The following is a 12,904-nucleotide window of genomic DNA, read 5'->3' on the forward strand; positions in this document are numbered from 1 at the left end:
AGCCATCATAAACAGACTGGAATCCAGTCTCAAACATATAATATACACATTCTTCGCTAAATGTTTTCACGGATATTCAAGAGTATGATAAAGGCAGCTAGAAGAAATAGCAATAAAACAAAGCTAACTGCCAGAGTTCCAAAGCTAGTAGCAATGGTTACCAAAGCTATTGTAAATAAGCTAGGTAAAACAACTGTAATGGCACCGATAGAGGATTGAACTGCTCCCATTGACTCCTCAGGTATTTGTTTAAAAATGAGTTCCTGTAATCGAGGAGAGAGGATACCTGCGAAAAAGGCATCCAAGGCACTAAAGATAAGAATCCAGTCAAAACGAACTGCCACAAAGCCAACTAAAAGGAGTAATTGGATAATAAGCGAGGCATATAGGGCTAGTTTTATGGAGATTGTATTCTTCAGATAGCCACTCACAAGGCTTCCGACAATAAGGGCTGACAATTCAAGGGTGGATAACAAGGCAAGAGATTGACCTGTTTGTAAATTCAAAAAGGGCTGATTCCTCAAAAACAGAGTAGAAACAGGAACTGTAACATTTATCACTGCTTGACTAATAGAGATAATAAACAAAACCAAGAGCACCTTATTCATATTCCATATCAATTTTGATGATTGGAGCAGATGCTGGCAAAAGGATTTTACAGAGAGTCCTTCTTGATAGCTAATCGTTTTTTCTACTTTCAAGAGGTCTGTTTTTATGAAAAGAATACCTAAAAATGCGATTAAAAAGGTCAGAGCATTCAGTAAGGAAATAGACTGGATAGATAGAATACCTAGTAAGACTCCTCCTAGAATATTACTGATTGTTTTCACTAAACTAACAGTTGACTGTTTAAATCCAATAGCTTCTGCCAGATGGTCTTGCCCAATAATTCTAATGAAAATCGGAGTGAGCATGGCGCCTGAAAAATAACTCAATGTGTCAGATAAGAGGTTAATCAGACAAATAAATGCTACTAATAACAAGGAAAAGGACTGCCCTGAAAGTGATAAAGAAACGATAGAGTAAAGCAAAAATTTTGCAAAACTAATCATTGTATATTTTAGGACACGATGATGTTGAAAATCCGCCAAAACTCCCAGAAAGATTTGCAGAACTTGAGGAAGGGTTTCTGAAATCGTGATAAGTAAAATCGCCAAAGGGGCAAAAGACGCATCTGCCACATAATTCAAAAAAGCCAGATAAAAAATCGTATCCCCAACCGTTGAAATCCACTGGTTGATGGTTAATTGCCTAAAATTTCTATTTTGAAGAAATACTTTCATCACAACTCCTTTTTAAATTCAAATGGGAAGCTTTCCCCAAGGATAGACTGCGATACTACTAACAACCAAAATTACAGTAACATCAAAATCTGACCAATGCCATTGTAGACTATATGCAGCCCAATAGGCCAATAAATAGACTTTGTCACTCTAAACAAGACTGCAAATATGAGACCACCACCCATATATACAAAAAAGTCTGTTAAGACCCAACCATGGCCACTAATGTGTAAGATTCCAAATAATATAGCTGAGCCAAGCACATCTAGTCCCCACTTCTTTCCTTTTTCCAGAGCTGTCATCACTAATCCACGATAAATCATCTCTTCAAAAATGGGACCTGCAATCACAGGATAGAAAAAATACATCAAAAATGCTGTAGCTCCTGTAAAAGTAGGAACATCCAGTTGATAAGAAATTGCATTTTTGGTAGGCGGAAAAAGAAAAAAGGTGACGAAATTCCAAACAACAAAAGCAAGAAGAGCTAGGAAGGAATAGAAAAGATAGGAACCTTTAAATTTTCTACTGTTAATTTTCTGCCATTTCCCTGACCAAACCATAACAATAAAAGCAAGCAGAACCACAAGAAAATTTAACAGCATATCCGACAAATAATAGGCAAAGTCGGATAAACCAGCAGCAAGATCGCTATGTAAAAGCAAACGAATGAAGAACTGGTCAGCAACAACTAGTAGAATAGCTATAATAAAGTAGTAGCGTGAGATTATCTTTTTCATTCTATTTTCTCCTATACTATAAAATAAAAAAAGCCCTAACCCAAACAAAAGCAAGGGCTTTAAATATCAACGACGACGATTAACAGTGGAAGAATCATGGTTAAAATTTTTCTCCCAGAAATTAGTGATTGACCAAGGTGTCCCGAACCCTCCCCATGCACCGCTTGGGATATTGCCAACATACACAAGATCTCCACCGTAAATCTTCTCCAACTCAGCTTCTGTCAATTCCATCGTTTCTGCAAATTGTAAATTTAACATCTTTTATACTCCTTCAATCGTTTTCTTCTTGTAAACCACTTCTGCGACCTAGGATTTGCTTCAAATGTTTTACAAGGACAGTATAACATGGAAATTGGCTTATTTTAGAAAATCGCATATTTGACATTTTTTCTTATAGAAATTTCACATTCGCGATTTTGGTAGATTTGATTATCTCCCCGGTATAATAAAGTTATTACTAATGAGGAGGGATATAATGATGAATAAAAGAAAAATCCAACTGATACTCCTGCTTATTTCGGAGTGGGTTATCGTCTTCCCCTTTCTAATTAATTGATAAGTTCTTTGTATTGCTGAAAACGCAATTCGAAGAGGGCTATCAATTGTGGATTTTCTAATATTTGCAGAGATTGGATAAAGTGTTCAATCTCTTTTTGATTGCTTCCTTTAGTTTGAAGAAAAATACTCATTTTCTTTAAAAATTGCCACGATACTTTCTCAAAAACATCATACGGACGCAGCATACTCTCCAACTCGGCTTCAAAGATTGGGATGTATGAGAAAAGTTTTCGCTCCATGAGTTCTGATAAGATATTTAAGAGTCCTTGCTTCATATACAGTCTATTATGTACCAACTCTTTAAATTCCTTGGATTTTTCAAGCAAAGAGGTTGATAAAAAAATCAGATCTTGATTGCTCAAGAAGGGCATGGTATCACAAAAGAGATAGAGTTCAAACCAGGTCCAAGACTCAATAGCATAGAGATAAGTAGTCAAAAACTCCCTATCCTCCTCTGTTAGCAGATAGCTCTTATTTAAGGAATGAATAGCATTTTTAATCACAATGGCATTCAAACAACGATAGGTCTCTGCCATCTGTTCTTGCTTGATTTCCTCCAACAGTTGCTCTAAGCCAGCTATATCTTGGTGGGCAAAGCGATCCACAACCTTTCTACCAATCTGCATATGTAGGGATTCTTGATAATTGTTTAGCTTATGACCAAACTCATCAAAATTCATATTGATCCCTTGGATGGCTAGGATCAACTTATCCGCAGATAGCATAGACTGCCCTAGCTCAAACTTTGACAACTGAGAGGCTGTTAGTCCAGCACAAGCCACATCTGACTGCTTGAGCTTTCTCGCCAAGCGTAATTCCTTGTAAAATTCTCCCAACTCCATTCTCTCAATCATCTCACCACCTCCTATTGTTTAGATATTATATCATCATTTTTATAGTTTTGTCAAAATATTCTGACATTTAAGAGAGCAAAAAAGCCAGCCCTAAGCTGACTCTTTATTCCATGGTATCAAAAGCGAGGCTTGGTTTGGCATTGAGGTCCAAGCTTGCAAAATTTTCTTTGTTCCACTCGCTGACGCTGGCATAGGCAATCATGCCTGCATTGTCTCCACAGAGACGCAGAGGTGGAATGATGACCTTGACATCTGTAATTTCAGTTGCTAGGCGTTCTCTGAGACCTTTATTGGCTGCCACGCCACCTGCCACAACTAGAGTTTTAACAGGATATTTCTCCAAAGCCTTCTTGGTTTTTGCCATAAGAATATCCAAGACAGCTGCTTGGAAGGAAGCACACAAGTCCTCTGTAGATAGGCTTTCTCCCTTTTGTTCGGCATTGTGGTGAAGATTGATAAAGGCAGACTTCAAACCTGAGAATGAAAACTCTAGATTATCTTCCTTAATCATGGCACGAGGAAAATCATAAATATCCTGCCCCTGATGAGCTAACTCATCAATCTCACGACCTGCAGGATAGGTCAAGCCCATGACACGGCCGACCTTATCATAAGCCTCACCAACCGCGTCATCTCTCGTTTCTCCAACAATCTTGTAATCACCAGCCTCCGAAACATAAACCAACTCTGTGTGTCCACCGCTGACCAAGAGGGCTAGTAAGGGAAACTCCAAAGGCTCCACGCTCTGAGCTGCCATGAGGTGACCAGCCATGTGGTTAACAGGGATAAGTGGAAGTCCATGTGCCCAAGCAAAGGCCTTAGCAGCTGACAAGCCAACTAGCAAGGCTCCAACCAAGCCCGGTCCATAGGTAACCGCCACAGCTGTTACATCGTCTTCGGTAATCCCTGCTTCTGCTAGTGCCTCCTCGATACAGGCTGTAATGACCTCGACATGGTGACGACTGGCTACTTCAGGCACTACGCCCCCAAAACGTTTGTGACTCTCAATTTGACTAGCAATGACATTGGACAAGAGCTCATCGTCGTTTTTCAAGACGGCAACACTGGTCTCATCACAGGATGTCTCAAATGCTAAAATATATCTATCCTTCATCTATTTCTCTCTTCATGATGATGGCGTCCTCGACTGGATCATGGTAGTAGGCCTTTCGCTCAGCGATGACCGCCATCTTTTCTTTCTTGTAAAATGCTTGCGCTCGATGATTTGACCTTCTGACTTCGAGGAAAATCTCCTTGTCTGTCGGCAATGTTGCAAACAAGGCTGACGCAATTCCCTGACCCTGATAAGCTCCTTTGACAGCGATTTGCAGGACTTCTGCCTCAAAGATATTTTCCTGCACAGCTAGAAAGCCAATCACTTCTGCCCCATCATAAGCCAGAGCATACCAAGTCTGGCCTTGGGACAGATCTGCTTGGATTTGTTCCAGCGTCCAAGGACTGACTGGGTAAACATCAGCCATGACTGCGTAGATGGCTTGAGTCAAGTCAGGTTGCTGTTTGATTCGTTTGATTTCTATCATAGGCGTTTAATGTAAGACTCGCCAGACTCGGTGTGGTTCTTGAGCCAGTTTTCCTCAGCCTCAACACGCTTGAGGTAATTCGGCACAAAGTCATGCAAGGAGTCTGCTTCCTTGTCCCAAGCCAAAAGAGCAAGATTGGCTGCATTAGGCAAGGTTTCTTTGTAATTAGTCCTTGGCAAGTGTTCTTGAATCTGCTCAACAAAGGGGCCAACTTCTCCGACAAAGGTTACCTGACTAGCACCCTTGATTAACTCAATCACTCGCTCAAAAGGCAGGTGCGCTTCTGGCATGACAGGTTTCGCATTTTCATAAAATCCTGCATAAACATTGTTGCGACGCGCATCCATCAAAGGGACGAACAAGCCTTCTTGTTGGTAGGGCACCAGAGCCAAGAGACTCGACATACCAACTAACTCAATGTTCAGGGTATGAGCCAAAGTCTTGGCAGTGGCTACCGCAATTCGCAAACCTGTGTAGCTACCTGGCCCTTCCGCCACCACGATTCGGTCCAAGTCCTTGGGTGTCCAATCTAAACTTTCCATCAAAAAATCGATGGCAGGCATAAGGGTAATACTGTGATTTTTCTTAATATTAATCGTCGTCTCGGCAAGAACCTGCTTGTCCTCTAAAATGGCGAGAGAAAGAGCCTTGCTGGACGTATCAAAAGCTAATACTTTCATAACACATTCCTATCTTTTTGTCTGCTTACTATTATACTACAAAAGCTGGCACATGGGAATTTTCTTTATCCCCAAACAAAAATGCCCCAGCATGAGCAGGGCATCTAAGCATTTAATCCAAAGTAAAATACAAACCAAACGACATAGGTTACAAGGAGGAGAAAAAGCGAGTAGAGGGTCACAAAGGTAATTTTCCATAAGAACTTGGTTTGTCGTCGTTCCAGTTTGGCAAATAGAAGATTCCCAGCGTAAACGCAAGCAACAAACACAATAAAAGCCACCAAGCGAGCTCCGATAGCAAAAGCAAATAAGTTATACATAGGGCAACCTCCTTGACTTAAAACTATATGGAATTATGACAAGCAATAAATTTCACTTCCATTATCAAGATAACATATTTTCTTTATTTTTGCAAACGCTTACCTTTGAGTGCTTATGTGACTTTCTCGTTTCCGTCTTTTACTAATTTTTCATTTTGTGGTATAATTGAAATAATTGTAACGAATCAAGGTCAATCTAGACACAAAATGAAATGAAATCAAGCAAATCTATGCTAAAAGTTTGGAATAAGCTGACCTGTAAATAGAAAGGAACTATATGATTTACAAAGTTTTTTATCAAGAAACAAAAGAACGTAGCCCACGCCGTGAAACTACACGCGCACTTTACCTAGACATCAATGCCAGCTCAGAACTTGAGGGCCGCATCGCTGCTCGCCAACTTGTCGAAGAAAATCGCCCAGAGTACAATATCGAGTATATCGAACTCTTGTCTGACAAATTGCTAGATTACGAAAAAGAAACTGGCGCCTTCGAAATCACGGAGTTCTAATATGGCCTATACTCTTAAACCTGAAGAAGTCGGCGTTTTTGCCATCGGTGGTCTGGGAGAAATCGGGAAAAACACTTACGGGATTGAATACCAAGACGAGATTATCATCGTCGATGCTGGGATTAAATTCCCAGAAGATGACTTGCTTGGTATCGACTATGTCATTCCTGATTATTCTTACATCGTAGACAATATCGACCGCGTCAAGGCTGTTTTGATTACACACGGACACGAGGACCACATCGGTGGGATTCCATTCCTACTCAAGCAAGCAAATGTCCCTATCTATGCTGGACCACTTGCCTTAGCTTTGATCCGTGGAAAACTCGAAGAACATGGCCTCTTACGCAACGCTAAACTTTACGAAATCAACCATAACACAGAGTTGACCTTTAAAAATCTCAAGGCAACTTTCTTTAGAACGACACACTCTATTCCAGAACCTTTGGGGATTGTCATTCATACTCCTCAAGGAAAAATTGTCTGTACGGGTGACTTCAAGTTTGACTTAACACCAGTTGGTGAACCAGCAGATTTGCACCGTATGGCTGCGCTTGGTGAAGAAGGTGTACTCTGTCTCCTGTCTGACTCGACAAATGCAGAAATTCCAACCTTTACCAACTCTGAAAAAGTCGTTGGCCAGTCCATCATGAAGATTATCCAAGGCATTGAAGGACGTATCATCTTTGCATCCTTTGCCTCAAATATCTTCCGTCTCCAACAAGCAACAGAAGCCGCTGTTAAGACTGGACGCAAGATTGCGGTCTTTGGTCGTTCTATGGAAAAGGCCATTGTCAACGGAATCGACCTTGGCTACATCAAAGCTCCTAAGGGAACCTTTATCGAGCCAAATGAAATAAAAGACTACCCTGCAGGCGAGATTCTTATCCTCTGTACAGGTAGTCAAGGCGAGCCGATGGCAGCCCTCTCTCGTATCGCCAACGGAACCCACCGTCAGGTGCAACTCCAACCAGGTGATACGGTTATCTTCTCTTCTAGCCCAATCCCTGGAAACACTACTAGCGTCAACAAGCTGATTAACATCATTTCAGAAGCTGGTGTCGAAGTTATCCACGGTAAAGTGAACAATATCCATACATCTGGACACGGTGGTCAGCAAGAGCAAAAACTCATGCTCCGCTTGATTAAGCCAAAATACTTCATGCCTGTCCACGGTGAATACCGCATGCAAAAGGTCCACGCTGGACTAGCAGTAGATACTGGTGTTGAGAAGGACAATATCTTTATCATGAGCAATGGTGATGTGCTTGCCCTTACTGCTGACTCAGCTCGTATCGCAGGTCATTTCAACGCCCAAGATATCTATGTCGATGGAAATCGTATCGGTGAAATCGGCGCAGCTGTCCTCAAAGATCGTCGTGATCTATCTGAAGACGGTGTCGTTCTGGCAGTCGCAACTGTTGACTTCAAATCGCAGATGATTCTGTCTGGCCCAGACATCCTCAGCCGAGGCTTTGTCTACATGAGAGAGTCTGGCGACTTGATTCGCCAAAGCCAGCGCATCCTCTTCAATGCAATTCGTATCGCACTGAAAAATAAGGATGCTAGCGTGCAATCAGTCAATGGTGCCATTGTCAACGCTATTCGCCCCTTCCTTTATGAAAATACAGAACGTGAACCGATTATCATCCCTATGATCCTCACACCAGATGAAGAATAACACTCTTCGAAAATCAAATTCAAACCACGTCAGCTTCGCCTTGCCGTACTCAAGTACAGCCTTCGGCTAACTTCCTAGTTTGCTCTTTGATTTTCATTGAGTACAAGTCAACAAAACAGCTCCGTCTTCGGAGCTGTTTTTCTCTATGCTTTCTTTTGAGATTAAAACTCAATAAAAATCGAAATCAGACTAGAAGGCTAGGCGAAAGCATAACTTGAGTTAGGTGAGCCGAAGCCGACGACGTATCATTTTGATTTTTGAAGAGTTTTAGAAATACTACGATTTTTACCTTCAAGATACACCATCAAAATAGAAATATCTGCTGGGTTTACTCCCGAAATACGGCTGGCTTGGCCGATGGTTTCTGGATTGATGAGTTTGAACTTCTGACGGGCTTCGGTTGCGATAGAATCAATGTCATCCCAGTCAATATTGGCTGGAATACGTTTTTCTTCCATGCGTTTCATCTTAGCAACCTGGTCCATGGCTTTGGAAATATAGCCTTCGTACTTGATTTCTGTTTCAATCAATTCGATAATCTTGTCATCCAAGTCCTCTGCAGCTGGTCCGATGAAAGCCACCACATCTTGATAAGAAACTTCTGGACGGCGAAGGAATTCCTTGGCTGTCACTGCATCTGTCAACGGCTTGAAACCCATCTCCTCAACCTTGGCATTGGTTTCCTTGACTGGCTTGAGTTTGATGCTGTCTAGGCGCTTCATCTCATTGTCAAATTGATTTTTCTTGATTGCAAAGCGAGCCCAACGTTCATCATCCACAAGGCCAATCTCACGTCCCATCTCAGTCAAACGCATATCAGCATTGTCATGACGGAGAATGAGACGGTATTCAGCACGACTGGTCAAGAGACGGTAGGGTTCAATGGTTCCCTTGGTCACCAAGTCATCAATCATGACCCCGATATAACCGTCACTGCGCTTCAAAATCAACTCAGGCTTGCCTTGGACTTTCAAAGCCGCATTGATACCCGCGATAATCCCTTGGCCTGCTGCCTCTTCATAACCTGACGTCCCATTTGTCTGACCAGCAGTGAAAAGTCCTGAGATTTTCTTGGTTTCCAGTGTCGCACGCAACTGATGAGGCAAGACCATATCATACTCAATGGCATAACCTGTTCGCATCATCTCTGCATTTTCCAAACCTTTGATAGAATGAACCAGTTCACGTTGCACATCTTCAGGCAAACTGGTTGAAAGACCTTGGACATAGACTTCCTCTGTATTGCGTCCTTCTGGCTCAAGGAATAGTTGGTGGCGTTCCTTGTCCGCAAAGCGCACAATCTTGTCCTCAATCGATGGGCAGTAACGAGGCCCCACTCCCTTGACCACACCTGTAAACATAGGCGCACGGTGGAGGTTATTTTGGATAATTTCATGACTGGTAACATTGGTATAGGTCAACCAGCATGGCACTTGATCTTTGACATAATCCTCATCACGTGAAGTGTATGAGAAGTGATTAGGCGCTTCGTCCCCTGGCTGAATCTCTGTCACATCGTAGTTGATAGAAGAAGCCTTGACACGTGGAGGCGTTCCTGTCTTGAAACGACCAATTTCGAGTCCTAATTCCTTAAGGTTATCAGCAAGGTTAATAGAAGCCAAGCTGTGGTTAGGACCTGATGAATACTTAAGGTCTCCAATGATAATTTCCCCACGGAGAGCAGTCCCTGTGGTCACGATAACAGCCTTGGCAGCATATTCTTGATGGGTCGCTGTACGAACACCGACAACCTTGCCATCTTCAACCAAAATCTCATCAATCATGGTCTGACGAAGAGTCAGATTTTCTTGATTTTCAACTGTCTTGCGCATCTCCTTAGAGTAAAGCTCCTTGTCAGCCTGCGCACGAAGGGCACGAACGGCAGGACCCTTACCTGTGTTGAGCATCTTCATCTGGATGTAAGTCTTGTCAATGGTTTTAGCCATCTCGCCACCGAGGGCATCAACTTCACGCACAACAATCCCTTTGGCAGAACCACCGATAGAGGGGTTACAAGGCATGAAAGCCAGCATTTCAATGTTGATAGTCGCAAGCAAGACCTTACAGCCCATACGGCTAGCAGCTAGGGATGCTTCTACCCCAGCGTGTCCCGCACCGATTACAATAATATCGTATTCTTCAGTAAAATTATATGTCATTTCTTAACCTTTCAAAAATTTCTCGTAAATAAGGAACTAACTTCTCCTCCTCTAGAGCTTGAGCCATAGTAACCCATTTAAAGTGCGTATGCTCTTCAGGATCTAATCTGATAATTGGCTTCTCCCCAACCCACTCTGCTTTATAAACTAAGCGAGTAAAGACAGTATCCTTAGAGGTATCCAGTTGACTATCTTCGTGAAGAAGTTTGAGCAAACTGCTATCTAGCCTAACTCCCGCTTCTTCAATACATTCTCTAAGAGCTCCATCTCGCGGAATTTCACCCTTTTCAACCCCGCCACCAGGAATATCCCAGTAAGTTGGATAAACATTGGGTTGTCCTCTTTTAATTTCCGAACGCTGAATGAGCAAATAATCATCACCACTATGAACAAGTACATGGGCAATAAGCTTAACCATTATTTTCTCTCCTATTCCTCAAGATGGATGTGTCTTAGTTGGCCGTCCCAATCTGGCAGGGCTGTTTTCAAAAAGGCTGGAACTAGATTGATACCCTTAAGCTGATCCAAATCAATCCACTCACAAGGCTGCCTTTTCTCATCTTCCTGCATGGTCAATGGGGCATCCTCAAGCAAGTCCACCAGATAATGAAACTCGATGTTGTGCCAATAGACACCATCTTCTTCAAAACGATTTTCAACAACAAAAGCTAGTTGCCCAGCTTGAGCTTCGACACCCAGTTCTTCCCTCACTTCACGGACTACCGCGTCTTCCGTGCTTTCATTGACTTGAATCGCACCGCCAATAGTGTAATACTTGCCCTTGTCTTTGGTAACTAGGAGCTTGCGATTTTGGAGAATCAAGGCTGTCGCTCGAACGCCAAAAACCGTATTTCCCACTTTTGTCCGAAAGTCTTGTTGAGTCATTTTTGTCCTTTCCCTTAAACGACACAAAAACAGTCAAAACTCCAAAGAAGTGCAGGACAAAAAAGCCTGCAACATCCATGAGCTTTGACCATCATTTCTATTGCTTTTATTATTGTAGCAAATTGAGAAAATTTGTCAATCTAAATGTACTGACAAACTTGTCCATCGCGGTAAGCATTGTCAATCAAACCACCACCTAGACACTCTTCGCCATCGTAAAAGACAACTGCCTGTCCTGGTGTAATCGCGCGTTGCGGTTCCGCAAAGATGACCTCTGCCTTGTCTCCTTTGACATGGACAGTAACCTTCGAATCAGGTTGACGATAGCGGAATTTAGCCGTACATTCGAGCGTAAACTCCTCTGGCATGTCACGAGTAAAGTGGACTTGACTAGCCTCTAGGCTGGTTGACATGAGCGAATCATGGTAGAATCCTTGTCCTACATAGAGAATATTCTTGCTCAGGTCTTTTCCGACAACGAACCAAGGTGCATTGTCACCACCGTTTTGCCCACCGATACCGAGACCGCCACGCTGACCAATCGTATAGTACATAAGTCCTGCATGCTCACCCATATCGCGACCATCCACAGTCATCATGCGACCAGGCTGAGCTGGCAGGTAGTTGCTGAGGAAATTTTTAAAGTTCTTTTCTCCGATAAAGCAAATCCCTGTCGAGTCTTTCTTCTTAGCAGTCGCAAGTCCTGCTTCTTCTGCGAGTCTGCGAACTTCAGGCTTTTCCAAATGTCCCAATGGGAACATGGTTTTTTGCAGTTGTTCTTGCGAAAGTTGGCTGAGGAAATAGGTCTGGTCCTTGCCATTGTCCACGCCACGAAGCATGTGAACGATCCCATCCTCATCACGCGCCACTCGGGCATAATGGCCAGTCGCTACATAGTCTGCCCCCAAGGTCATGGCATAGTCCAAAAAGGCCTTAAACTTGATTTCCTTGTTGCACATAACATCTGGATTTGGCGTGCGCCCTGCACGGTATTCCGCTAGGAAATACTCAAAAACACGGTCCCAATACTCTTTTTCAAAGTTGACAGAGTAGTAAGGAATGCCAATCTGGTCTGCCACCGCAGCCACATCCTTGTAATCTTCGGTCGCCGTACAAACGCCGTTTTCATCTGTGTCATCCCAGTTCTTCATGAAGATACCGATCACATCGTAGCCCTGCTCCTTGAGCAAAAGAGCCGTCACCGACGAATCAACACCACCACTCATCCCCACAACAACACGTGTTTTAGAGTTATCACTCATGGTAAGTCTCCCATCTATTCGTTTATTCACGATTGAAGGTCGTGTGTGCTTCACGATTGAAGGTCGCTTGAGCAGTATTCATTATAACATGCTTGGTTAGAGAAGACAAGAAAGAGGCTGTCAATCGACCAACCTCTTTCATAAAATAATCAATCCTTCAACAAAATCCATTGTTGAAATGCTGTTCTAAACCATTGATAGCTCAGATTTCCCAGAATAGAGCTGTCCTAACTATCGAACAGATTAAATCCATACATATCCACGCAATTCTATGTTTAGAATTGTCATAAAATAAATGTTTTAGGGATATTCTAAGTCTTTGACTGCTTAAAATTTTACGTTCTGAAGGATTTTAAAGCTAGAATAGCATAAAAATCATGAAAACTGAACTATTCGAAGCTTCAGAGTCATACGATTTCCATAGGAAGTA

At 42.5% G+C, this 12,904-nt stretch carries 14 protein-coding genes; 2 read left to right on the forward strand and 12 right to left on the reverse strand.

Features of this window, described 5'->3' with window-relative positions:
- Positions 1 to 56: 56 nt before the first annotated feature.
- From ACLNCV_RS00880 to ACLNCV_RS00915, 8 genes are all read right to left on the reverse strand, one after another.
- Positions 57 to 1,283: an MFS transporter gene (locus tag ACLNCV_RS00880; protein ID WP_004254988.1), complete on the reverse strand. Its 1,227-nt coding sequence runs from the start codon at positions 1,281 to 1,283 to the stop codon at positions 57 to 59.
- A 71-nt stretch (positions 1,284 to 1,354) separates the two neighbouring features.
- On the reverse strand, positions 1,355 to 2,020 hold the full coding sequence (locus tag ACLNCV_RS00885; protein WP_049486768.1) for a CPBP family intramembrane glutamic endopeptidase: 666 nt from the start codon (positions 2,018 to 2,020) through the stop codon (positions 1,355 to 1,357).
- 66 nt (positions 2,021 to 2,086) lie between these two features.
- Positions 2,087 to 2,281 (reverse strand): peptide pheromone VP1, encoded by a 195-nt coding sequence (locus ACLNCV_RS00890; RefSeq protein ID WP_064276773.1) that lies wholly within the window; start codon positions 2,279 to 2,281, stop codon positions 2,087 to 2,089.
- A 290-nt stretch (positions 2,282 to 2,571) separates the two neighbouring features.
- Complete coding sequence (locus tag ACLNCV_RS00895) at positions 2,572 to 3,435, reverse strand: XRE/MutR family transcriptional regulator (protein WP_064276774.1); 864 nt, start codon at positions 3,433 to 3,435, stop codon at positions 2,572 to 2,574.
- A 103-nt stretch (positions 3,436 to 3,538) separates the two neighbouring features.
- Positions 3,539 to 4,549, reverse strand: coding sequence for a tRNA (adenosine(37)-N6)-threonylcarbamoyltransferase complex transferase subunit TsaD (gene tsaD / locus ACLNCV_RS00900; protein WP_064276775.1), 1,011 nt, complete (start codon positions 4,547 to 4,549; stop codon positions 3,539 to 3,541).
- On the reverse strand, positions 4,539 to 4,976 hold the full coding sequence (gene rimI / locus ACLNCV_RS00905) for a ribosomal protein S18-alanine N-acetyltransferase (RefSeq protein WP_000569805.1): 438 nt from the start codon (positions 4,974 to 4,976) through the stop codon (positions 4,539 to 4,541). Before rimI ends, tsaD begins: the two co-directional genes overlap by 11 nt.
- Positions 4,973 to 5,656, reverse strand: a complete 684-nt coding sequence (gene tsaB / locus ACLNCV_RS00910) for a tRNA (adenosine(37)-N6)-threonylcarbamoyltransferase complex dimerization subunit type 1 TsaB (protein ID WP_064276776.1) — start codon at positions 5,654 to 5,656, stop codon at positions 4,973 to 4,975. Before tsaB ends, rimI begins: the two co-directional genes overlap by 4 nt.
- Before the next feature lie 104 nt (positions 5,657 to 5,760).
- Complete coding sequence (locus tag ACLNCV_RS00915) at positions 5,761 to 5,976, reverse strand: hypothetical protein (protein ID WP_000282478.1); 216 nt, start codon at positions 5,974 to 5,976, stop codon at positions 5,761 to 5,763.
- Between the two features lie 277 nt (positions 5,977 to 6,253).
- Between ACLNCV_RS00915 and ACLNCV_RS00920 the strand changes: the two genes are divergently transcribed.
- Together ACLNCV_RS00920 and rnjA are read left to right on the forward strand one after the other, a co-directional pair.
- The gene (locus ACLNCV_RS00920) at positions 6,254 to 6,487 is read left to right on the forward strand and encodes a DNA-dependent RNA polymerase subunit epsilon (RefSeq protein ID WP_261125851.1); all 234 of its coding nucleotides are present in this window, start codon (positions 6,254 to 6,256) and stop codon (positions 6,485 to 6,487) included.
- Position 6,488: 1 nt separating this feature from the next.
- Positions 6,489 to 8,168 (forward strand): ribonuclease J1, encoded by a 1,680-nt coding sequence (gene rnjA, locus ACLNCV_RS00925; RefSeq protein WP_261012088.1) that lies wholly within the window; start codon positions 6,489 to 6,491, stop codon positions 8,166 to 8,168.
- A 245-nt stretch (positions 8,169 to 8,413) separates the two neighbouring features.
- Here rnjA and mnmG read toward each other — a convergent pair whose 3' ends face one another.
- The 4 genes from mnmG to mnmA form a co-directional block, all read right to left on the reverse strand.
- Positions 8,414 to 10,327, reverse strand: coding sequence for a tRNA uridine-5-carboxymethylaminomethyl(34) synthesis enzyme MnmG (mnmG, locus tag ACLNCV_RS00930; RefSeq protein WP_424844778.1), 1,914 nt, complete (start codon positions 10,325 to 10,327; stop codon positions 8,414 to 8,416).
- On the reverse strand, positions 10,317 to 10,748 hold the full coding sequence (locus tag ACLNCV_RS00935) for an NUDIX hydrolase (RefSeq protein WP_049543155.1): 432 nt from the start codon (positions 10,746 to 10,748) through the stop codon (positions 10,317 to 10,319). The genes mnmG and ACLNCV_RS00935 overlap by 11 nt, the downstream gene beginning before the upstream one ends.
- Positions 10,749 to 10,756: 8 nt before the next feature.
- On the reverse strand, positions 10,757 to 11,212 hold the full coding sequence (locus ACLNCV_RS00940; RefSeq protein ID WP_424844779.1) for an NUDIX hydrolase: 456 nt from the start codon (positions 11,210 to 11,212) through the stop codon (positions 10,757 to 10,759).
- Between the two features lie 140 nt (positions 11,213 to 11,352).
- Complete coding sequence (gene mnmA, locus ACLNCV_RS00945; RefSeq protein WP_424844780.1) at positions 11,353 to 12,474, reverse strand: tRNA 2-thiouridine(34) synthase MnmA; 1,122 nt, start codon at positions 12,472 to 12,474, stop codon at positions 11,353 to 11,355.
- Positions 12,475 to 12,904: the final 430 nt, after the last annotated feature.

This window comes from Streptococcus sp. CL5.50 (genome assembly GCF_049738015.1).
Taxonomy (GTDB): domain Bacteria; phylum Bacillota; class Bacilli; order Lactobacillales; family Streptococcaceae; genus Streptococcus; species Streptococcus mitis_CA.